The sequence below is a fragment of the Rhizobium lusitanum genome (assembly GCF_014189535.1).
Taxonomy (GTDB): Bacteria; Pseudomonadota; Alphaproteobacteria; order Rhizobiales; family Rhizobiaceae; genus Rhizobium; species Rhizobium lusitanum_C.
The window spans coordinates 2,412,703-2,434,463 of sequence record NZ_CP050308.1 but is presented as its reverse complement, the minus strand read 5'-3'; the positions used below and the strand labels follow the sequence as shown (position 1 = coordinate 2,434,463).

Sequence of the window (21,761 nt, the reverse complement as noted above, 5' to 3'; positions counted from 1 at the left end):
AATCGATCTCTTGGCTGTGCACGTCAGGGCCGTATCTGTCCGGTGCCGCGCACGCGGTATTTGAAGGAGGTGAGCTGCTCGACGCCAACCGGCCCGCGCGCATGCATCTTGCCCGTGGCGATGCCGATTTCCGCGCCCATGCCGAACTCGCCGCCATCGGCGAACTGCGTCGAGGCATTGTGCAGCAGGATCGCCGAATCGATCTCGGTGAAGAAGCGCTCGACCACGGCAGGGTCCTCGGCAATCACTGCTTCGGTGTGGTTGGACGAATATTTGCCGATATGGGCAATCGCGCCGTCAATGCCGTCGACAATGGCGACCGAGAGGATGGCGGCAAGATATTCCGTCGACCAATCTTCTTCCGTGGCGGCCTTCAGGCCGGGCACGAGGCGAAGCACCTCGGCAGAGCCGCGGATTTCGCAACCGGCCTCAGTCAGCCCATCGAGCAACGGCTTCAGATGCGTCTGCGCCGCCTTGGCGTCGACCAGCAGCGTCTCGGCGGAGCCGCAGATGCCGGTGCGGCGCATTTTGGCGTTGACGACGATCGCCTTCGCCATGTCGAGATCGGCGGAGGCGTCAATATAGACGTGGCAGAGGCCTTCGAGATGGGCGAAAACCGGCACGCGCGCTTCGTTCTGCACACGCGCCACCAGGCTCTTGCCGCCGCGCGGCACGATGACGTCGATCGTGCCTTCCAGACCGCGCAGCATGGCGCCGACGGCAGCGCGATCGGTGACGGGCACGAGCTGGATCGCATGTTCCGGAAGGCCGGCGACCTTCAGGCCCTCGACCAGGCATTCATAGATGGCCTGCGACGACCGGCGGGAATCGCTGCCGCAGCGCAGGATCACGGCATTGCCGGCCTTCAGGCACAGCGCGCCGGCATCGGCGGTGACATTCGGGCGGCTTTCGAAGATGACGCCGATGACGCCGAGCGGCGTGCGGACGCGCTCGATTTTCAGCCCATTCGGCCGATCCCAGGCGGCGATGACTTCACCGACCGGATCCGCCAGCGCGGCGATGGCGCGGATGCCCTCGGCCATCTCGGCGACGCGCTTGTCGTTGAGTGTCAGGCGGTCAACGAAGGAGGCGAGGATATCAGTGCCTTCGACATCCTTCAGATCCTTGGCATTCTCGGCGAGGATATGATCCTTGCGGGTGAGAATGGCGTCGGCCATGGCATGCAATGCCTTGTTCTTGCTCTCGGTCGAAGCGAAGGCCAGAGGTCGCGACGCAGCCCGGGCCTTGCGGCCGATATCGTTCATCAGCACATCGATGTCGGGGCTTTGTGCGACGGTATCAAGCATGAGCTTCATCCTTCTTCAGTTTTTCGGCCTTCGTCTTGACGGACGCGGTCATGACGAGGTCGTCGCGGTGCACCATGGCGGCGCGGCCGGCATAGCCGAGGATTGCCTCGATCTCCGCCGATTTGCGGCCGGTGATCTGACGGGCTTCCTCGGCATCGTAGCCGACGAGGCCTCGGGCGATTTCCCGGCCCGAGGGACCGATGACGGCGATGGTGTCGCCGCGCCCGAAATGACCGGTGACCTTGCGCACGCCGGCGGGCAGCAGGCTTTTGCCGGCGCCAAGCGCGGTGACGGCGCCCTCGTCGACATGCAGTTCTCCGGCCGGCTGCAACTGCCCGGCAATCCAGGTCTTGCGGGCGGTGACGGGCGTGCCAGATGGCGCGAACCAGGAGGAGCGCGCGCCGTTTGCAATTGATTTCAGCGGGCGATCGGTCTTGCCCGACGCGATGATCATGGCGCAGCCGGCGCCCGTGGCGATCTTGCCGGCATCGATCTTGGTGCGCATGCCGCCGCGCGACAGTTCCGAGGCCGCACCGCCAGCCATCGCCTCGATCTCGGGCGTGATGTCGGCGATGGTTTCCAGGAACTTGGCGTCCGGATCGAGATGCGGCGGGGCGGTGTAGAGGCCGTCGATATCCGACAGCAGGATCAGCAGATCGGCGCCGGTCATGGTGGCGACGCGGGCGGCGAGGCGATCATTATCGCCATAGCGGATTTCACTGGTGGCGACCGTGTCGTTCTCGTTGATGATCGGCACGGCGCCGATCTTCAGCAACTGGTTGATGGTAGCTCGCGCATTGAGATAGCGGCGGCGCTCTTCGGTGTCGCCGAGCGTCAGCAGGATCTGGCCGGCGACGATATCGCCGTGCGACAGGCTTTCCGACCAGGCGCGCGCCAGCGAAATCTGCCCGACGGCCGCAGCTGCCTGGCTTTCTTCCAGCTTCAAGGCGCCGGAGGGAAGGTCAAGCACCGAGCGCCCAAGCGCGATGGCGCCGGAAGAGACGACGAGGACATCGACGCCCTTAGCCTTCAGCGCGGCGATATCGGCGCACATGCCATCGAGCCAGGTCTTCTTCAGGCCGGTCTTGCGGTCGACGAGAAGCGCTGAGCCGATCTTGATGACGATGCGGCGGTAGCGATCGAGCGACTTGCGGGCAGTCATCCCTGCTGCTCCTCGCCGTCACTACGGCGCTCGTCATCGTGATCGCTGTTGTCTTCGCTTTCGTCTTCATCGATGGAGGACGGCATATCGCGATGGCGCACCTTCAGCGCCTTCATCGGCGCTTCTTGCCCTGCGCTGCCATTGGCTTCGACGATGATGTCGCGCAGTGCACGCAGCACTTCGGTCATACCGCTGCCGGTGATGGCGGAAATGAGGAATGGTGTCTTGCCGCAGGCTCGCGCCAGTTCGCGCTTCTTCTTCTTCAGCGTTTCCTCGTCCACCACGTCGATCTGCGACAGCGCCACGATCTCCGGCTTGTCGGTGATGTCGTTGCCATAGGCCTCAAGCTCGTGCTTCACTGTCTTATAGGCCTTGCCGACCTTTTCTTCCTGGGCGGAGACCAGATGCAGCAGCACGCGCGTGCGCTCGACATGGCCGAGGAAGCGGTCGCCGATACCAACGCCTTCATGGGCGCCCTCGATCAGGCCGGGAATGTCGGCCAGCACGAATTCCTGGCCGTCGATGGTAGCGACGCCGAGATTGGGGTGTAGCGTGGTGAAGGGATAGTTGGCGATCTTCGGCCGGGCGCGGGTAACGGCGGCGAGGAATGTGGATTTACCGGCATTCGGCAGGCCGACCAGACCAGCATCGGCGATCAGCTTTAGCCGCAGCCAGATGGTCTTCTCTTCACCCGGCAGGCCGGGATTGGCCCAATCGGGAGCCTGGTTGACCGAGGACTTGAAATAGGCGTTGCCGAAGCCGCCATTGCCGCCGGCGGCGACGCGGTAGCGCTGGCCTTCCTGCGTCAGGTCGCAGATCAGGGTTTCCTCGTCTTCCTCGAAGATCTGCGTGCCGACTGGCACTTTCAGCGTGACGTCGGCACCCTTGGCGCCGGAGCGGTTGCGGCCCATGCCATGCGTGCCGATGGTGGCCTTGAAATGCTGCTGAAAGCGGAAATCGATCAGCGTGTTCAGCCCGTTGACGGCCTCGACCCAGACGTCGCCGCCACGGCCACCATCGCCGCCATCGGGTCCGCCGAACTCGATGAATTTCTCGCGCCGGAAGGAGACGCTGCCCCCGCCGCCGTCACCAGACTTGATATAGACTTTTGCTTGGTCGAGAAATTTCATGTTACGTCCGTCACTCGGTATCGGCGCATGACTTTCCCGGATCGAACGGGATTGGGGAAAGCCTACGCGCGCTTTTCAATTGTTACCGCATCTTTTGCATATTCGTCAGCATATGCAGCGCGGTCATTTGCCCGTCATGTCGCCTTCGATATAGGCGGTTCAGCCGGAGGTCAAAGATTATCGTGCGGTCGATGACCCATAACATCAAGGATCATGCGATCAATTCTATCGACGCTTCCGATCTTACATCCAGTGGATCAAGATCGACGGGCGGCAATGTCATCGCCGGCGGAACCGGCGATGACTGATTTTGAAGACTTCACATCGCCCGCGGGGCTCGCAGCGCGCCCGGCTTCAGCACGGTTTCGATATGCGGAACCATGGTGTTGCGGGCAAAGCTGTAGACCTCCGAGCAACCGATGATCTCGAAGCCGAGCTTCTGCTGCAGCTTCAACGAGGCCGGGTTGTCGGCAAAGATGCCGGAGAACACCGCGACGTCGGGCATGCGGCGGGCAAAGCGTTCGAGAGTGGCCGCGACCGCCTCGCCCATGATGCCGCGCCGCCAGTAGTAGCGGTTCAGCCAGTAGCCGAGATGCCAGCGGCCGTGCCTAAGATCGATACCGACCATGCCGATATGGACATCGTCCTTCTCGGTGATGGCCAGCTTCCAGTCGGTGCCGAGGCCGGAGGTTTGCTGGACCAGCCAGTCCAGCGCATCCTGCCGATCATAAGGTGTCGGCACGCGGGCCAGCATGCGGGTAACAGCGAAATCCGACAGGGATTCCGTGATCGCATCGGCATCGCTCAGCCGATGCGGCCGCAATGTCAGCCGTCCCGTCTGGATGACCGGCGTCGGTCCGGGCGTCAGGGGCCTGACGTCGCGGCGGTTGAGGGCGAGGGCGTTCATCTCAGACCTCCCCAGCTTCTCAGCGATATCCAGGTCTTGCGATCGAGCCGGTACCATTCGACCGATACCGTGCTGCCGAGCGCCAGCGAGGCGGCAAGGCCGGATCCCTGGAACTGGAAGCCGCACTTCTGCACGACCCGTCTCGAAGCGACGTTCATGACTCGGCAACGAGCGTCGATCTGGGCGACGTTTTCACGTGTGCGGAAGACCATGTCGATCAGGGCATGGGCGGCTTCCGTCGTATAGCCCTGGTTCCAATAGGGCTCGCCCAGCCAATATCCGATCTCGACGGTGTTTGGATCGGCCGTCGGTTCGACGCCGCAGCAACCGAGAAAGGCGCCGTTTTCGGCTTTGGTAATCGCATAGACGCACTTGCCAATCTCGCCAAGTTTCGTGCGTCGCACGAAATCGGCGGCATCATTGGTCGTATACGGATGCGGCATACGCGATACCATAGTGGCGACGTTGGCATTGTTGGCAAGATGGGCAAGGGCGTCAATGTCTTCTTCGTGAGGCGCGCGCAGAACGAGCCTTTCCGATAACAAGACAGGGCAATCGGTCCTTAACCGCTCCGGCCTCAGCCGTTCTTCGGGAGACCTTGATTGGTCTTCCCTTAACAATTCGCCTTGCATGGTTCAGTCCTCCTTGAGGGTAAAGAAAAAGGGGAGATGGTGTCCCATCTCCCCTTTTCTTGACTGAACCTGATGCGTCAGCCGGGTCAATGAGACACCGGCTGTTTTTGAGCGCTACCGGTTTATTCCGCTGCTTCTGCTTTCGGCATGACAGATACGTACACGCGGCCATTGGCCTTCGTACGGTAGTTCACATTGCCCGCCGTAAGCGCAAAAATGGTGTGATCTTTGCCGAGACCAACATTGGTGCCCGGATGCCACTCGGTACCGCGCTGACGCACGATAATGTTGCCGGCGATGACATTCTCGCCACCGAACTTCTTCACGCCAAGGCGCTTGGATTGCGAATCGCGACCGTTACGCGACGAACCGCCAGCTTTTTTGTGTGCCATTGGAGTTCTCCTTTAAACCTTGTCCCGTGATCTTACTTGGCAGCCACGATGTCCGTGATACGGACGACCGTGTGATGCTGGCGATGGCCGCGCGAACGCTTCGAGTTCTGACGACGACGCTTCTTGAAGGCGATGACCTTCTTTGCGCGGTTGTGCTCGACTACTTCAGCCTTGACGGAAGCGCCCTGAACGAAGGGAGCACCGATCGCAGCGTCGGCGCCTTCGCCGATAACAAGGACTTCGGTGAATTCTACGATGTCGCCGGCGGTGACTTCCAGCTTTTCGATGGTCAGCACGTCGTTGGCTGCCACACGGTACTGTTTACCGCCGGTCTTGATGACTGCGAACATTTTTTATCCTTTCATGTTCGTTCCAGCTCTCTTGTCCCGAGGGACAAGCGGCCGTCTTTTTATCAGTCGAAACTTAGCAGGGATTTCAAAGGCTTGCGGCCTCAAGAAAGATCTGCCGGTGAAGCCCCGCACAGAGCGAGGCGGCCAAGGCACGGACTTATCCACACCTATTGCGTTGCGGGGATACATAAGGGTCTCAAATCTGTCAAGGCAAAAGGATGAAAAGCTTGAATATTCACCCTTGCCATCCCATCCTTCTCTCGCTATGAGAACGCCGCGCCAACAAGCGCCGACCAGCATAACCGGAGAGGTGGCAGAGTGGTCGAATGCACCGCACTCGAAATGCGGCATGCCTGCAAGGGCATCGTGGGTTCAAATCCCACCCTCTCCGCCATTTTGGGCGTTAGTTGGCAGTGTTCCCCCTATTTTTACTATCTTTCGTTCGGTTTGGCCGCTGTTGCAGTTATCAGTTTGGGCCACTCTGCAGGCACTTTTGGGTCGCGGGCGCTAACCATGACCTGATATCAGGAAGACGCGTCGTTCATCAGCCTTCGTCGTCCCCGTTAAATGGATTGACAACAAAAGCAGCTTGGGCTCAGAAAAAAAACCGCAGGAGAGAGATGTGAAACGGGTCGTTAACCAACCCCAATAACCAATATCTCCAGGCGCTCTGCTCCCTCGCTATGCGATCCGATAGATACTAATCTGCTCGAACTCCCGTAGCGCTACATCTGGCATCTAAGTCTGCGAGTGCTGGTAGCGCCAACTCTTTCTCGAGATGTTGGTCTTCAAGCTATCGAAATTCAGCCTGGAGAAGGCTTCGAACATTAGGACTTGGAACTGAAGTCGCTTTTTAAGAGTTTACGGACTGTCAACAGAAAAATGCGAGAATTGCGTTGAAAGCTGTTGACTCGGGTGTTAAATCATCGATAGCGGCAGCCGTGCTTCGATTCGCCAGGCGACTATGTAGCGGGATTTCGTATCCCATCAGGAGGTTTCCATGTTGGCAGCTGTCAGACCCGTCGAACGGGACGATCTCAACTTATTTTGTGTTGCACTCTCAATGGTTGCTGGTAACCAAGAAGTGCCGCCTTCGTTGAAGAGTTATGTTGTTCGGATTTTGACTGAAGCTAAATCCGTTGCTGCAGACATCACTAAGGCTAACTCGGCGGTATCGCCTGAAGCGATAAGCTTGGCATTCGATCTAATCGACCAAGTCGACCTCTTTGACTCTGCGAAGTCAGTTGACAGTTTCGAAAAAATAAGCCCTGAAATTGCGAACAAATTTCTGATGCGCGTTGAAGGTGTAGATGTTCGCAATTGATGATCTTTGTCTTATACGAGATCAATTGGTTAAGATAAAGCGATCCAGCTATTTTGAGAGGCCGCTGCTGGATCACTCAGATTCGCTTATTAGCTTGATCGATTATATTAATCAGAATGAAGCAACGATTTCATCACCTATTATCATGGAAGTTCGCCGAATTTTGTTCAGCGAGCAGATGTTCTTGAGCGGTAGCGTTTCTGGGGAGGTTCCATACGAGGTCGTTTTCAGTCTCAAACTTGCTCTAGCTGACTGGGGACACAAGAACGATATCATAACTACTGCACTTTTAGATGATCAAAATTTTTATTTTAGGCCCTCAAAAGGTATTTGGAAGTTCGTTGCGAATGCGATTCCTGGTTTCCAATTACCCACAAATCAATACTCGTTGATCCAGATCGCTTTTCCTCGCCTTTACCGATCAAAGCCACTATTCGCGATCCCGTTGTATCACGAATTAGGCCACTTCATCGACATGACCAATCGAGTGAGCGAGATTGTGTTGATGAGTATGAATCCCACCCCGCCGCAACCGATGGTAGTTCTCAATCATCTCCGAGAGCATTTTGCGGATTTGTTTGCCGCAAGTTATTGTGGCGAGGTGTCAACCGGCCTTCTCATGCTCCTCGCCGGGGTTCAGCCAGCCTCTTTCACTCACCCGGCGACAGTTGCGAGAAGGGCTCTTGTCTCTGATTTTCTATCGGGAACACTGAATGTTCTGATAGATGCCTTTCAACAAGCACTAAATCAACTCGGGATGCCATCCTTACAAGTTCGCTATCACAGGCCGAACGTCGCTAAATACTTCGACAATATGCGCCCCGTTACTTTTTCATCACCCAATGAAATTCACGGCGTTTACGTGTCGGGATTCGAATATATGGAAGACAAGCGGCAGCAACAGACAGGCGTGTGGATAGGCCAGTCACCTAAAGAAGTGGTTCGAATAGTAAACGACCTAGTGGAGAAAAGTATTCGGAATTTCGACATCGGTGAAAGGTGGAAAAATGGAAATCCTTGATAAGGCAGATATAGATGTTCTTCTCAAGGCCGACGATCCGAACTCCCTTTTCATTGAACCTCTATTGGAGAACAATCAAGTTGGAGCGGTCTCCGTTGACCTACGGCTGGGATACGATTTTCTGGTATCAATCCTTAGCAGGAAAGCATTTATAGGCGTAGATGGAGACGGCGACGGATCGCGTGGGGCCGAGCGGCACTTCCAAGGTACTCGCCGCGATCTGGGTGAGCGCTTCATACTCTATCCGAATCAAATCGCTCTAGCGAATACCTTGGAATACGTTTGTTTGCCGTCAAATGTTTTTGGTGACGTCATTGTTCGCTCAAGCTACGCTCGCCTCGGAATCCAGCTTAATACGATGTTGCAGCCGGGATATCGCGGTTGCATTTCTCTCGAACTGGCGAACCATAGCAATACGCCACTCGAACTCGTGGTTGGAAGTCGCCTCGTCCAATTACGTCTGTACAGTATGGCTAAAGAACTTGGGTATCTGAACGGCGACGCCCGCAAATATTACGGCGATGTGCGTCCTACTGTCTCTCGTTTCGACCGTGATCCTGATCTAGCGGCGCTATCTAAGATCGCTACCAAGCCTTGACTTGATACCGTGATCGAACAGATACGGATAGTAGCGATGATGCCGATATGTTTAGTGTTGCTATAGATACACTCGGCAGAAGGCGAAAGTCCCGCCCTCTTCGCCATTTATGCCGATGTAGATCGAAGCCGATCAATCACAGCGGCCCTATCGCACCATTCGTTAGAATCCTTTGAAATCCCACAATAGAACCCGGACTTATCAATCCTCCCCAAAGCGATAGACCACGTCTTCGAAGGAGCCGGTGGGAAACACGTAGAACAGTTTTACATTTGCGTCGGAATCGTTGCGGATGCCGTGTTCTGCGTTGCCGGGGATGAAGACGGCTGTGCCGGCAGTGACGATCGTTTCGCGGCCGTCGACCGTGAGGATGCCGGTTCCCTCCAGTATGTAGTAGATCTCGGGCTGCTCGTGCCGGTGGAGCTGAAGGCCACCTCCGCCCGGCACGATCTCGGCGACGCCTGCCGTCAGGCTGTCGGTTGGGGTTCTGTCGCTGCTGAAAAGCGTGTGCCAGGATATTTTGCCACGAGATGGATCATTCCACTCTTCAAGCGGTCGCTCTTCGGCGGTGGTGATAACGGCCTGTGAATGCTCGCTCATTTTGCCTCGACCCGTTGTTCAGGATGCCGCCTTGAACGGTGTCATAACGATAGCGGATGTCAATGAGCCAGACACCGCCAACGTCGCCGACGATGCGCTTCTCCAGCCCCGTTAGACGCTGCTGCCTCATTCCTATTCCTCCGAATCGTCGGTCTCCGCCGTCTTGGACTTGCCTGTGAACAAGCCTTTCAATGCGCTGGTCTTGGCCTTCACTGCCTTGTTGGCCTTCATTGCGCGGCTGGCGGCCTTGGCTTGTTCCAGCATCATCTCGATCTGGATCTGCTGGATTTCGGTGAGCCGCTCCCATTGGCGATTGAGCAGGTGGTCGACCTTTTCGTGCAGGTGGCGGATTTCCAGTTCGGCTTTCAGGTTGACCTTGTAGTCGTTGAGCGCGCGAAGCCGGTCTTTTGCTTCCTGCCGCCGCTGGCTCATCATGATGATCGGCGCCTGCAGGGCGGCGATCGTCGAGAGGATGAGGTTGAGCAGAATGAACGGATAGACATCGAAAGCCTTGTTTTCGCCCAGGAGGACATTGATGCCCATCCACACGGCCAGGAACAGACAGAAGGAAATGATGAAGGTCCAGCTGCCGCCGAAGGAGGCGACGATATCGGCCATGCGGTCGCCGATAGAGCGGTGATCCTCGTAATCCTCTTCGATGTTCTCGGCGAGCGTATCATGCGTCTTAAGGCTTTCGACGACCTCGTCCTCGAGGGTCGAAAGCTCGCCGCGCTCGTCCGTCAGCAGCTCGGCGATATATTGGGCGCGATAGTCGTCCATTGCCTTGCGGCTGATATAGTCGTCGGCGCGAAGTTCGGGATGTTTCAACCGCATGAAATCCGCCAGCGAGGGGCGGAGGTCATCGATGTGCACGGCATCCTTCTTCTTGAGCGTTTGGCCGGTAATGGCATCGACGAGCTTGACCGACTTGGCCTTCGCCTGGGCAAGGCTCTTGGTATAGTCGTCCATCTCCACCACGGTTGCCGCTTCGCCTTCGCCGGCGTCGAAGTCGACGATACCTTCGGTCGGATCAACGGTCTTTGTCTCTGTCATGTGCGGCCCTCGTTTGCAGTTTTTCGTTCATCTAGCCAATGATCGGAACAGGATTGTGACTGTAAGGAGACTGTCGAGACAGGTGTCGACAAAAACCATTACCGTTCGTCTCAATCTTCGCCGGTTATCCGCTCGCCGCAAATGATCGTAGCGATGTTGTTCTAAGCAATGGCAAACAAATCATGCCGCAGTTGCGTTCATGGCACGATATGTCCGCCGTCTCGGCTACGGTGCGATCGGGCCTGCGGACATCGTTTAACAACTGATCCGTGAGCCATTGAAAATATTTGTAAAATCGGAGCGTGTCAGCACTGTCGATTCTTCGGAATGAATCGCGATTGTGCATTTTCAGCCCCTTGACCGTGGCCTACGGGCTTCTATTTGCCGCAATGCAACATGCGTCTTGCTGCACTGAATGAATGAGTATGCTTTAACGGACTATTCAACAGGGGTGTTGGGCCTGTTGTCATGGGTTCGCACATGTGCGGAAAGGATACCTATGCACAATCCTCCGGCAAATGACCTGGAGTCCATCGCCCGACAGGGTGGCCGTTTCAAGCGAATGGCTGTCCGAATACCGACCTACCTGACGGATTTGAGGGAAAATCCGGCCTGGTTGCCCATGTTCCTGCTGGCCCGGACATTGCCGTTCCGGCGCCTGCACTGGGCGGCGACCAGGCGGCCGGTGGCGCGCCCCGCTTCCGGTACATCCATGTTCACCGGGATCGAATGCGATGCGGTCGTCAACGCGCTGCGGACAGACGGGCTGTTTTCCGGCCTCACCCTGCCGGATAATATCCATCAGGATATTGCCGAGTTTGCTCGAACCACGGGCTGCTTCGGCAATTTCAACCGTAAACTCGAATTCATCGCGCCTGAGCACGCGCAAGCGGAAACGCAATTCGGGCGACCCCTTCTCAGCGGGCATTTCTTCGAGCGCTCTCTCGATTGCGATGCCGTCCTGGCGGTCCAGCGCGATCCGCTGCTGACCGACGTCGCCAAACATTATCTCGGCGGGCAGGCCGAGGTGATTACCACCCGCGTCTGGTGGAGCTTTCCGACGCAGGCCTCGGAGGCGGACCGAAGCATGGCCTCGCTCGACAAGTTTCATTTCGATCTCGACGACTGGCGGATGCTGAAATTCTTCTTCAATCTCGTCGATGTGGATGAAGGCACCGGGCCACACGTCTTCGTCAAAGGCAGCCACAGGCGCCGCGCCATGAAGCATCAGTTGACGCTTATGGTCGGCCACCCAGCAGATGAGGTTCTCGGCTATTACGGCAAGGACAGCACCGTCACGCTGACCGGCAAGGCCGGCTTCGGCTTCGGCGAGGATCCCTTCGGCTTCCACATGGGCACCGTGCCGACGACCAAGCCGCGCTTGATGATGGAAGTCGGCTTCGGCGTCTCGAAGCCGTCGCAACGCCGGTTCCATGGAGAGCCGGTACTTAGGTAGACGAGAGCCGATCACTGGCATTGCCGGGAACTGTTGTCCAGGCAATGCCAGTGGTGTCCTATATTCGTCGCTACACGCCACGGCGGAAATACCGGGCGATGAAATGGTCAACGGCGATGCGGCCCGGCCCGCCGGCGATGATCACCAGGAAACAGGTGGCCCAGGTGCCGTGCGTCGGCCAGGCGTCGGGATAGACTAAGATCTCGATCACCAGCGTCATGCCGAGCAGCGCCAGCGCCGACAGCCGGCTGGCGAAGCCGATCACCAGCAGTACCGGAAAGAAATGCTCGCTGAAGGCGGCGATATGGGCGGCGATCCAGGGATCGACGAGTGGCAGACGGTATTCCGTCTGGAAGAGATAGACGGCATTGTCGGTGACATGCCAGCCGTCGACCTTGGTCTGGCCCGATTGCCAAAAGACGGCGGCGATCGACAGGCGTGCGATCAGTGCGATCAGATCGTGCGGAATGCGGTCGAGTAATTTGAGCGTGCCGTAAAGCCTATGCGGCACGGTTTCGCGCTCGGCCATTGCGGCCGTCATCATATGGTCTGGCATGGCGGTTCTCCTAAACGACGTCTAGCTGAGGGTCGTGAATGCGCCGGCGGCAAGTGCTCCGGCGAGATTGGCTGAGAGATCGAAGTCGGGCGCTGTGGCAACCGCCGCCTCCATGGCTGCCGCAAGATCGGCGCCGGCGGCGAGCGTTTCGAGAAAAGCGGCGCCGCCTGCCGGCAACCGATGTATCTCGACCGTCATCTCCGGCCGCACGACGAGGGCATCCTCGCCGCTCCAATTATCGATCGGGCCGAGCTCCATCTCGCCGGCGTTCATCGCCCAGATGGTGACAACCGGAAAGGGCGAGCACAGGATCGAGGCGGACGGATGCTGCGTGAAAGTCAGGCTTGAGAGCCGTCCCGGTTCGATCGCCGCCAGCAAAGCGGGGTCGAGCGGCGCGGTATCGGCGGCGTGGTAAGCCTTGCCGCGCGCTGCCTCCAGACGGATGACATCGGGCAGATAGTCGATGTCGCGGGCCGGATCGAAGGTTCCGACGAAATCGGCGAAGTCTTCGCCATAGGCGAGCAGCAGCGGTGATCGCGGCGGATGCAGCCGGATGAATTCATGTGCCATGGCGGCGAAGAAGTCCTTGCCAACGATCTTTTCGGTGGCCGGAAAACGCGAGGCGAGGGCGCCGATCAGTCCGACCACGACATTATTGCGGTAGACGTCGAAGCGCCGCTCCGGTTGAGGAGCGTTCCAGGCAAAAAGCCCTTCAGGAAGGGCACGATCCGTATCGAGGAGCGCTGCGGCGAATTCGCTCTGGGTGGTGACGGACATGGTTGCTCCCTATGCCGCCCGGCGTTCGGCGGCGCGGCACAGGATGGCGCCGGCCGCCTCCGCCTCGGCCTTGAGAACTGGCCATTCGGGGACGTCGTTGTCCCATTCGACCAGGCTGGCAATCGGCCCGGTGCGCGCGATCAGCTCTTCATAGAGCGCCCAGACGGGATCCTTGACCGGCGTGTCGTGGCTGTCGATCAAAAGCGGCGCGCCAGCGTCATCGACGGTTTCGGAATGACCGCTCAGGTGAATTTCGCGCACTCCTTGCACCGGAAAGCGGGCGAGATAGTCACGTGGGTCCATGTGGTGATTGGTCGAGGCGACGAAGACGTTATTGACGTCGAGCAGCAGGCCGCAGCCGGTGCGCCGGACGATCTCGGCAAGGAAATAGGTCTCGTCGATCGTGCTTTCCTCAAATAGCAAGTAGGTGGCCGGATTTTCGAGCAGCATCTGCCGGCCAAGCAGCGTCTGCACCTGGTCGATATGGGCGCAGACCTGGACAAGCGTCGTGTCCGTATAGGGCAGGGGCAGCAGGTCGTTGAGAAAGGTCGTGTCGTGGGTCGACCAGGCGAGATGTTCGGAAAAGCTTTCCGGCTCGTAGCGGTCGCAGACGATCTTCAGCCGAGCGAGGTGTTCCGTGTCGAGCGGCTGCATCGAGCCGATCGACAGGCCGACGCCGTGGATCGACAACGCGTAATCCTGGCGCAGCCTGCCGAGCTGGGCATGCGGCGGCCCGCCGGCACCCATATAGTTTTCGGCATGCACCTCGAAAAAGCCGACCGGCTGCGGAGCTGCGTCGATGGCGGAAAAGTGCTCCGGCTTGAAGCCGACGCCGGCACGGCGGGGAAGCTCTGAGGGTTTCATGGTGGACCTCATTGATCTTGGGAGACGGCGGCGCGACCGGGATTGCGCCGCCCGTCATTGCTTGCTCCGATCAGACCGGTGCCGGCCCCTGGGCCAGTGTGCCATGGCCGTTCGGCGTCTTCATCGTTTCGCAGGTGCCGGCTGGAACCAGCTTCCAGGAATTTTTCTGGTAGTCGGTCTTCGATGTGCCGGCGCAGGTCGTGCCCGGACCGGCAGCACAATCGTTCTGACCCTTGAGGGCGATGCCGTAGCATTTCTCCTTGGCATCGGCGGCTGAGGCTGAGGGAACACTGGCGATCAGCGTCAGCGCCGCGGCGACCGAGGCTGCGAAGGCGACTGCAGGAATTTTGGTCATGACAAACTCCGGATATCGTGTGGTTCGGATGATAAGCCGACGAATGGATCAGGCCGGGGTCAGCGAGCCGTGACCCTTAGGTGTCTTCATGGTGGTGCAGGTGCCGGTCGGGACAAGCTTGAAGGACATCTTGTCGTAGCTCATGGTCGACTTGCCGGCGCAGTCATGCTTGCCGGCGGCGCAATCGTTCTGGCCCTTCATGGCAACGCCGTAGCACTTTTCCTTGGACATGCTATCGGCAGCGGAAGCCGGAGCAGCGACGACGGATGCGAGCGCTGAGGCCAGCGAACCGGCAATAGCCAGGGTGAGGATGCTGTTTTTCATAGGTCTGTCTCCGTGATGGGTGCCAGCCGTGATTGGCTTGCACTGACGTCTACGGAACCGCCACGGCGAATATTACAGATGCTGCGAAATTTTTCTTGGATGCCGCCCGAGCCCCAGAGGGGACAGTCTAGTATATCAGGGACGAGAGGAGCGCTCGGCTTTGGTACGAACTGCATCCACGCTTAAGGATGATAACGTGTGCTTGATCGGGCAAGCACGTTCTTTTCATGCCGTGCTCTGGCAAATTCTCGAATAATGTCCAATCCTCAGTGCAGACGTTTCGGTTGAAATCCGATCCGGGGAGGATCTTGAAAAAACATGGCCATTGCCGGTAACAAAATCGTGCGGCCGCGCGTAGAGGGGAATGTCGGGTGAAGCATTCGGCGCGCGAAGAGGAGTGGGCAGTCTGGATGCGTGCCGCCATCGCGGGCGATACGCAGGCCTATCATCGCTTCCTGTCCGCTGTTACGCCATATCTGCGTGCCATGGCGCGGCGGCGCTGCGATCAGTTCGGCGCGCCGGCGAGCGAGGCCGAGGACGTGGTCCAGGAAGTATTGTTGGCCATTCACCTGAAGCGCGGAACATGGGATGCGTCGCGCGCCATCGGGCCGTGGATATCGACGATCGTGCGCAACAAGCTGATCGACAGCCTGAGGCGGCGCGGGCGGCATGTGAATGTGCCGATCGACGATGTCATCGATAGTCTGGAAGCGGAAGAGCAGACGGACGCCTTGGATCGGCTCGATGTCGATCGTATGCTGGCGCAATTGCGGGATCCGCAGAAGACCATCGTGCGCTCGATTTCCGTCGAGGGAACCAGCGTGCGCGAAACCGCCGACCGGCTGAAGATGACCGAAGGTGCGGTGCGCGTGGCGCTGCATCGCGCATTGAAGGTGCTTGCCGCCTTGTATCGGAGTGAAAACAGTGAAAACCGATGACCTCATCCATCTTCTGGCGCAAGACGCGCCGGTCCGCACGCGGATCGGACAGGCGCTGACGCTTGCGGCCATCGGCGGTATTCTGATCAGCGGCGCGATGTTTTTCGCGGCGATCGGCTTTCGCGCCGACATCGGCAGTGCGATGGAAACGGTTCGTTTCCTGTTCAAATTCGTAGTGACGATCGCGCTTGCCGTCACCGCAAGCACCGTCGTCTTCCGCATCGGCCGCCCCGGCGTGTCACTGCGCCCCTGGGGCTGGACGTTGCTCGCCGCGCCGCTGCTGCTGGCAGTCGCCGCGCTCATTGAAATGATGGTCATGCCGGCCGATAGCTGGGGTGGGCGGATGATGGGGCATAATGCGCGCTTCTGCCTGACGATCATTCCGCTGCTGTCGATCGGCCCGCTTGCCTGCTTCCTCTTCGCGCTGCGCCAGGGCGCGCCGGAAAAGCCAGGCATTGCCGGCGCGGTCGCCGGGCTTGCGGCCAGCGGCATCGCGGCTACCTTCTATGCCGCCAACTGCACGGATGACAGTCCTCTCTTCGTCCTGCTCTGGTATCCGTTGGCCATCGCCATCGTGACGGCGGTCGGCTATGTCGCGGGCAGACGCCTGCTACGCTGGTAAATGATCGGGTGCCGCGCCGCGCGGGAGGTCATGATCCATTGCTTTCGTCGAGCCTTGCCAAAAAAAAGCATTTGTCTGCGTTAAACTATTTGCATCCGCGACGAATTCTATTATAGAGGCGCAGCCTTCACCGCAAAGGGTTTCATCGCCTCGCGGTCGTTGGGGAATAGTTCAATGGTAGAACGACGGACTCTGACTCCGTTAATCTTGGTTCGAGTCCAGGTTCCCCAGCCAAATTAAGCCTCTTAATCATTTGGATGGCCCTCGGGGGCGGTAGGCGTTGGCCCTTGTTCGGCCATCAGATATAGGTGCCGGGGACGCGGCGGCTAAGCTCGATCTCGCGCCAAGTTGCTGGTGTCAGAAATGAAGATGGTATAGTAGCTCGCTGGATTGTTTCCGGATTTTTTACCGAGTGAGTCAGCCTAGTGTCCTCCAATACCATCATTTCATACGCCCAGAATTTCGAAGATGTTATGTTATGGCGAGCTCTTGGCCATATTGAGCAAGGTTTTTATATTGATGTCGGGGCGTGTTCGCCTGACGATATGTCCGTGACTAAATTGTTCAGCGAACGAGGTTGGAGCGGTATCAATGTCGAGCCCAATCCAGCCCACTACGAGGCATTGAAGCGTCGTCGACCCCGTGACACGAATCTGCCAATAGCGCTTGGCTCACAGGTGGGGCAGGTGGATATCCACTTGTTCGGTGATACAGGTCTGTCGACCCTAGACGATTCCATTGCGCAAAGTCATCGCGAAAACTGGAAGGAAACGACCCATACGGTCGAATTGCGTCGATTAGCCGATGTGTGGCGTGAATCCGTACCACAAGATCAACCAGTTCACTTTCTTAAGGTTGATGTCGAAGGTTTCGAGCGCGATGTACTTCTCGGCGGCGACTGGTCTGCACATCGTCCGTGGATCGTGGTGGTAGAGGCGACAGCTCCGCTCAGTCCGGAGCTGCGCCACTCCATGTGGGAAGATATTCTCCTCAACGCGGACTATAGATTTGTTTATTTCGATGGCTTGAACCGCTTTTACGTGGCTTACGAGCATGCCGATCTAGAAGCAGCCTTTTCCGCGCCGCCCAACATTTTTGACGACTACATTTCAGTTGCTCTCCTCGAACGCGATGCCGTGATCGCGTCTCTCAGAGACGAGGTTCGTGTGACCCGTGATACGGCTGAGAAACTCGCAGCCGAACATTTGCATAGCGAGGTAATGCAGTTAACCGATAATGTAGCAAGACTGGGTGTTGAGCTCGAGCGTAGAACAAGCGAGCTGCGTCGGCGCGAAAAGGAAAGCGCCAATTTGGCAGCGCGTGCCGAGCATTTTGAGCGTGAGCACAACATATTGCTGTCATCTAAGAGCTGGCGGCTTACTGAGCCCCTACGCACGTTTAATAGCAAAGTAACGCCTGACCGGCGCAAGCAGGCTCGCCGTATCCTCAAGGCGGCTTGGTGGTTGGTTACACTCTGGCGTATGCCCGCACGCCTGCGCTTCATTCGCGCGCGCAACGCAGCGGCTGCCGCAACCGGTGCGGCAGCGATGGTTGCCAATGCTCCACAGTCGAAATATCTCGCAGGGGTCCGCGGAGGCGTGCCTGCCGCGAATGCTGTTACCTTCCCGCGCAGCGAAAAGCCGTCAGTCACCTTCTTGCTTGATGCTGGCTTGCAGAACAATGATGTAGCGTTAGGACGCACGCTTGCTTCCTTGCGCGGACAGAAACCCACTGTTTGGGAGGTGGTGATCTACGGCGCCTCTGCCACTCGTCGGAATCAGCCGTCATTTATTAGTCTCCTCGCCGGAGATGAGCGCATCATTGTTGTTGAAGGTGTGAACGGAGCCGCGCCCGAACCAGCCCACGCATTACAAGAGGCGCGGGGTCACTTTGTCGCCGTTCTCGAGGCAGGCGACCTGCTTGCTCCTGCTGCACTCGATGAGATTGCTGCCGCACTGGCGGAAACCCCGCAAGTGGACATTCTTTATAGTGATGAGGATCGTCTCTCCGAAGCAGAGGCACGCGAACTGCCATATCTCAAGCCAGGCTTTTCACCAGATCTACTTTATGCATTCAATTATTTCGGCCGTCTGACCTTACTGCGGCGCGAACTTGCCTTCGGGGTAGGAGGCTTTGACGATAGAGCCGGTACGGCGTTCGAATGGGATTTGAATTTGCGCGTTGCCGACGCTGCGCAGATGGTCATGCGCATTCCGAAAGTGCTATGCCATCGCCGCCCCGGGAGTGATGGTGGCAGACCTGCTCCCGACACGCCTGCGGCAGATGATGCACGCCGGACGATTGAGACCTATTGGGCACGCCGCGGTTTTCAGGCGACAGCAACAACCCAGATAGACGGAACACAATCGTCGATCTGGCCGTTGGTTGACGAACCGCGTGTGTCGGTCATCATCCCAACCAAAGACAAGGCGCAACTGTTGCGCATGTCGACGATGGGGCTGTTGGAATTGACTGATTACAGCAATCTCGAGTTGATAATAGTTGATACGGGTTCGATTGAGCTCGAAACATTGAAGCTATATGATGAGTTGCGTGATGATCCGCGTGTGCGCATATTGAATTTCCGGCCCCGTTTCAATTATTCGGCTGCTTGCAATTTTGGCGCTGCGGCAGCGACGGGTGAGATCTTGCTGTTCCTAAACAATGATGTCGAGGTGATTTCGCGGGGCTGGCTCTCCGAGATGGTTCGCTTTGCCCTGCGTCCAGGTGTGGGTTGCGTCGGGGTCAAATTGATCTTCCCTTCGCGTGAGCTTCAGCACGGCGGCGTGGCGGTTGGCCCGCATCTTGCGGCTCTCACCTATCGCGGCGAAGAGGCATTGGGTTTCGATTTGTTTGGATCGCCTCATCATCCCCGCAACTGGATGGCGGTGATGGGGGCTTGTCAAATGGTAACGCGCGAAGCTTTCGATGCGGTCGGTGGATTCGATGAATCTTATACGATTGCGATGAGCGACGTTGCGCTGTGTATCCAGCTTTGGCGAGCGGGTTACCGCATTGCATATGCGCCTGACGGAGTGCTGGTGCACCACGAGGGCGCTACCCGTGGCCACTCCAATCCATCCGAAGATTTGCGTCGCTTAGCTGATGACATCCGAGCTTTGGGTATTGACGAGGATCCTTATCTCCATCCTGACTTGGACGGGCGTGATGCGACCCCGCGCCTACGTGGTGAAGGCGGGGAAGGGCCTCGCGAGACGTTGCAGCGTCTGATTACGCAGTTCGGTTCCTACGAACCTATGCCAATGGATCTCGATCTCTCGTGTGATGGGCGTGTGCTGGCATTGGTCGAGCAGCCAAGAGCACGTGTGCTATGGTCTCCGCAGCCTGCCTACAAAGTCAATGATATTTGGAGTGCGGCGCGCTGGACGCTTGATCTGTTGCGCAGGCGCCCGGACATAAGCGCTCGTTTTCCTCGCGCGCTTTCGGACGGATGGAACGGTGCCTTTGCGCGTTGGCTGATTAGTGATGGTCGTAGACAGTTCGGTTTACCACAGGACGCGGTAGAGGCGCTGCGCGCCATGTTCACGGCTGATTTAGGTGCGCGACCTCGCGGCGTCTTTCTTTGGCGGGAGGATATTCGGCGTGCATGGCCCCATGGATTAACGCCAGCCGGTCGGCGGGATCTCTTTCGTTGGTTTATCCAGAGTGGACGAAATGAAGAGAGTTTACGGCTCGAGGAGATTTGGTGGCTGTTCCAGGAGGTAAGCGAGCGCCCTGAGCAGGAAGTCATAACTGCTCTTTGTCTTACGCCCGCGTGGCAAACGATGTTTGGTGATGGTGCATCGCCCTTCGGCGCGGATCGTTTCGCGCGGTGGTTCGGTGCGACTTATCGCGTCGTTGGGCCTTGGCTCGATCCCATGAAGTGGCCTTTTCCTGGCTCTCCGGCGGACCAAATTCGTCTCGCCTGGCGGTCGAGGGAAGATTGGCGATACGCTCATCCTTTGGCAACTAAGGAACTGAGTGCCGCATGTGCGTTCCTCGATTGGCTCGCTTCCGGCTCGGTCCCGATGGAGCCTTGGGTTGCCACTTGGTTAAGTGGTCTCGATCGGGATGCTGTCGCGGTTGAGTTGGTCAGGCCTGGCTTCAATATGATTGCTCATTTCTGCTATCCGTCGGGCTTGCGTATTTCTGCCGAAGCCATGGTCGAAGGCATGCGTGAGATAGGCGCGGGAGTCTCATTGCGCGATGTGCGTACCGATCGGAAGGATGATCCTGGTCATGAGCGTTTCGCCGACTTCGAAACCTATGATGTTAGCATCATACACACTCAGCCTGAGCCGTTTTTTGACAAGGTCTTTGAAAAATCTGATCTTTCCGAAAGAGGACCTCGCTCTTACCGGGTTGCTTACTGGTACTGGGAGTTCGATACGATTCCCGACTCTTGGCGCGTTCATGCCGCACGTGTAGATGAGGTGTGGGCGGCGACCGAATTTGTTGCCAAGGGTCTGCGTGAGAAGCTATCCATCCCAGTTCGCACGATGTTCCCCGGCGTGCGTCTTGCGCCCTTCGAAACACGCGGGCGAGCGTATTTTGGTTTGCCGGAAGATGAGACCCTCTACTTATTTACGTTCCATATGATGAGCATCATGGAGCGCAAAAATCCTCTTGGGCTTATTCGTGCCTTCAAGCGGGCCTTCCGACCGGACGAGCCTGCGCGTCTAGTGCTCAAAACCTCGTTCGGCGACCGCCTTCCGAAGGAGATCGAAAAACTGCGCAAAGCGGCCGAAGGTTTTCGGATCACTATCATCGACGAAGTTTATTCGCCGAATGATGTTCTGGCTCTGATGGAGACTTGTGACGTTTATGTTTCACTCCATCGCAGTGAGGGGCTGGGCCTTACGATGGCAGAAGCCATGCTGATGGGTAAACCCGTGGTCGCGACAGGGTATTCTGGCAACACCGAATTTATGAACGAAGAGAATAGCTTGCTTGTCAGCTATAAGCTTGTAAAACTTGGCGTGCCAATTCCGCCATACGAAGCAGATTATGAATGGGCAGAGCCGTCCGAAGAGGATGCCACGCAGTTCCTGCGTCGATTATACGACGAGCCAGATTTCGCGCGCGCACTTGGCAGAAAAGCCAAGGCGGATGCTGAGCAACGGCTATCGGTCGTTGAAGCGGGTCGCAGAATAGTGGGTCGCTTAGCCGAAATCGGGGTTTCTCGTTCGGGGGAAGCTCGCCGCAGGAGATACCAAAACATCGGTCTTGATATAGGATCTGCTCCAGCGTGTATCAGGGAAGAAGTTTGGAATAGAGCTTTTCAAAGTTTTCGAGGTCATTGTAGAAATCTGACCTTCGTTCCAGAGCACTCTTGGGGCAATATAGGCTTGGTGGCCGCTATTGTATTGAGATAGGTCTAGATAGGAATAGAA

The 21,761-nt window shown here is 57.8% G+C and carries 21 protein-coding genes and 2 tRNA genes; 9 read left to right on the top strand and 14 right to left on the bottom strand.

Annotation, left to right across the window (positions count from 1 at the left end; genetic code table 11):
- Positions 1-23: 23 nt before the first annotated feature.
- The 7 genes from HB780_RS25450 to rplU form a co-directional block, all read right to left on the bottom strand.
- Positions 24-1,307, bottom strand: coding sequence for a glutamate-5-semialdehyde dehydrogenase (locus HB780_RS25450; RefSeq protein WP_183690215.1), 1,284 nt, complete (start codon positions 1,305-1,307; stop codon positions 24-26).
- Positions 1,300-2,469: a glutamate 5-kinase gene (gene proB / locus HB780_RS25445; RefSeq protein ID WP_183690213.1), complete on the bottom strand. Its 1,170-nt coding sequence runs from the start codon at positions 2,467-2,469 to the stop codon at positions 1,300-1,302. The genes HB780_RS25450 and proB overlap by 8 nt, the downstream gene beginning before the upstream one ends.
- Positions 2,466-3,599: a GTPase ObgE gene (obgE, locus tag HB780_RS25440; RefSeq protein WP_183690211.1), complete on the bottom strand. Its 1,134-nt coding sequence runs from the start codon at positions 3,597-3,599 to the stop codon at positions 2,466-2,468. Before obgE ends, proB begins: the two co-directional genes overlap by 4 nt.
- Positions 3,600-3,918: 319 nt before the next feature.
- The gene (locus HB780_RS25435) at positions 3,919-4,506 is read right to left on the bottom strand and encodes a GNAT family N-acetyltransferase (protein ID WP_183690209.1); all 588 of its coding nucleotides are present in this window, start codon (positions 4,504-4,506) and stop codon (positions 3,919-3,921) included.
- Entirely contained in the window at positions 4,503-5,138 is a 636-nt protein-coding gene (locus tag HB780_RS25430) for a GNAT family N-acetyltransferase (RefSeq protein WP_183690207.1), read from the bottom strand. The genes HB780_RS25435 and HB780_RS25430 overlap by 4 nt, the downstream gene beginning before the upstream one ends.
- A 122-nt stretch (positions 5,139-5,260) precedes the next feature.
- Entirely contained in the window at positions 5,261-5,530 is a 270-nt protein-coding gene (rpmA, locus tag HB780_RS25425; RefSeq protein ID WP_047453730.1) for a 50S ribosomal protein L27, read from the bottom strand.
- A 32-nt stretch (positions 5,531-5,562) separates the two neighbouring features.
- Positions 5,563-5,880 carry a 50S ribosomal protein L21 gene (gene rplU, locus HB780_RS25420; RefSeq protein ID WP_183690205.1) on the bottom strand — a complete coding sequence of 106 codons (318 nt, stop codon included), beginning with the start codon at positions 5,878-5,880 and terminating at the stop codon, positions 5,563-5,565.
- A 304-nt stretch (positions 5,881-6,184) separates the two neighbouring features.
- On the opposite strand from rplU, the gene HB780_RS25415 reads away from it, so the two are divergent.
- The 4 genes from HB780_RS25415 (at position 6,185) to dcd (ending at position 8,823) form a co-directional block, all read left to right on the top strand.
- Positions 6,185-6,274 (top strand) — tRNA-Ser (locus HB780_RS25415).
- Positions 6,275-6,880: 606 nt separating this feature from the next.
- Positions 6,881-7,204: a hypothetical protein gene (locus HB780_RS25410; protein ID WP_183690203.1), complete on the top strand. Its 324-nt coding sequence runs from the start codon at positions 6,881-6,883 to the stop codon at positions 7,202-7,204.
- Complete coding sequence (locus tag HB780_RS25405; protein WP_183690201.1) at positions 7,191-8,225, top strand: M48 family metalloprotease; 1,035 nt, start codon at positions 7,191-7,193, stop codon at positions 8,223-8,225. Before HB780_RS25410 ends, HB780_RS25405 begins: the two co-directional genes overlap by 14 nt.
- Positions 8,212-8,823, top strand: a complete 612-nt coding sequence (gene dcd / locus HB780_RS25400) for a dCTP deaminase (RefSeq protein WP_183690199.1) — start codon at positions 8,212-8,214, stop codon at positions 8,821-8,823. Before HB780_RS25405 ends, dcd begins: the two co-directional genes overlap by 14 nt.
- A 201-nt stretch (positions 8,824-9,024) precedes the next feature.
- On the opposite strand, the gene HB780_RS25395 is transcribed toward dcd, so the two are convergent.
- A complete protein-coding gene (locus HB780_RS25395; RefSeq protein ID WP_183690197.1) occupies positions 9,025-9,423 on the bottom strand; it encodes a cupin domain-containing protein in 399 nt (132 codons plus the stop codon).
- A 132-nt stretch (positions 9,424-9,555) separates the two neighbouring features.
- A complete protein-coding gene (locus HB780_RS25390; protein ID WP_183690195.1) occupies positions 9,556-10,476 on the bottom strand; it encodes a DUF1003 domain-containing protein in 921 nt (306 codons plus the stop codon).
- Positions 10,477-10,975: 499 nt separating this feature from the next.
- Here HB780_RS25390 and HB780_RS25385 point away from each other — a divergent pair, with 499 nt between their 5' ends.
- The gene (locus HB780_RS25385; RefSeq protein WP_183690193.1) at positions 10,976-11,932 is read left to right on the top strand and encodes a phytanoyl-CoA dioxygenase family protein; all 957 of its coding nucleotides are present in this window, start codon (positions 10,976-10,978) and stop codon (positions 11,930-11,932) included.
- 70 nt (positions 11,933-12,002) lie between these two features.
- Here the strand turns inward: HB780_RS25385 and HB780_RS25380 are convergent, their stop codons facing one another.
- From HB780_RS25380 to HB780_RS25360, 5 genes are all read right to left on the bottom strand, one after another.
- A complete protein-coding gene (locus tag HB780_RS25380; protein WP_183690191.1) occupies positions 12,003-12,488 on the bottom strand; it encodes a DoxX family protein in 486 nt (161 codons plus the stop codon).
- A 21-nt stretch (positions 12,489-12,509) separates the two neighbouring features.
- The gene (locus tag HB780_RS25375) at positions 12,510-13,265 is read right to left on the bottom strand and encodes an HvfC/BufC N-terminal domain-containing protein (protein WP_183690189.1); all 756 of its coding nucleotides are present in this window, start codon (positions 13,263-13,265) and stop codon (positions 12,510-12,512) included.
- Between the two features lie 9 nt (positions 13,266-13,274).
- Positions 13,275-14,129 (bottom strand): MNIO family bufferin maturase, encoded by an 855-nt coding sequence (gene bufB, locus HB780_RS25370; RefSeq protein ID WP_183690187.1) that lies wholly within the window; start codon positions 14,127-14,129, stop codon positions 13,275-13,277.
- 70 nt (positions 14,130-14,199) lie between these two features.
- Positions 14,200-14,484 (bottom strand): BufA1 family periplasmic bufferin-type metallophore, encoded by a 285-nt coding sequence (locus tag HB780_RS25365; RefSeq protein WP_183690185.1) that lies wholly within the window; start codon positions 14,482-14,484, stop codon positions 14,200-14,202.
- A gap of 48 nt (positions 14,485-14,532) precedes the next feature.
- The gene (locus HB780_RS25360; protein WP_183690183.1) at positions 14,533-14,808 is read right to left on the bottom strand and encodes a BufA1 family periplasmic bufferin-type metallophore; all 276 of its coding nucleotides are present in this window, start codon (positions 14,806-14,808) and stop codon (positions 14,533-14,535) included.
- Between the two features lie 371 nt (positions 14,809-15,179).
- Here HB780_RS25360 and HB780_RS25355 point away from each other — a divergent pair, with 371 nt between their 5' ends.
- The 4 genes from HB780_RS25355 to HB780_RS25340 all read left to right on the top strand — a co-directional run bounded on the left by HB780_RS25355 (position 15,180) and on the right by HB780_RS25340 (position 21,743).
- Positions 15,180-15,746 carry a sigma-70 family RNA polymerase sigma factor gene (locus tag HB780_RS25355; RefSeq protein ID WP_183690181.1) on the top strand — a complete coding sequence of 189 codons (567 nt, stop codon included), beginning with the start codon at positions 15,180-15,182 and terminating at the stop codon, positions 15,744-15,746.
- Positions 15,733-16,368, top strand: coding sequence for an NrsF family protein (locus tag HB780_RS25350; RefSeq protein WP_183690179.1), 636 nt, complete (start codon positions 15,733-15,735; stop codon positions 16,366-16,368). The genes HB780_RS25355 and HB780_RS25350 overlap by 14 nt, the downstream gene beginning before the upstream one ends.
- Positions 16,369-16,528: 160 nt before the next feature.
- Positions 16,529-16,602: transfer RNA gene (locus tag HB780_RS25345), tRNA-Gln, on the top strand.
- 191 nt (positions 16,603-16,793) lie between these two features.
- Positions 16,794-21,743, top strand: a complete 4,950-nt coding sequence (locus tag HB780_RS25340) for an FkbM family methyltransferase (RefSeq protein ID WP_183690177.1) — start codon at positions 16,794-16,796, stop codon at positions 21,741-21,743.
- Positions 21,744-21,761: the final 18 nt, after the last annotated feature.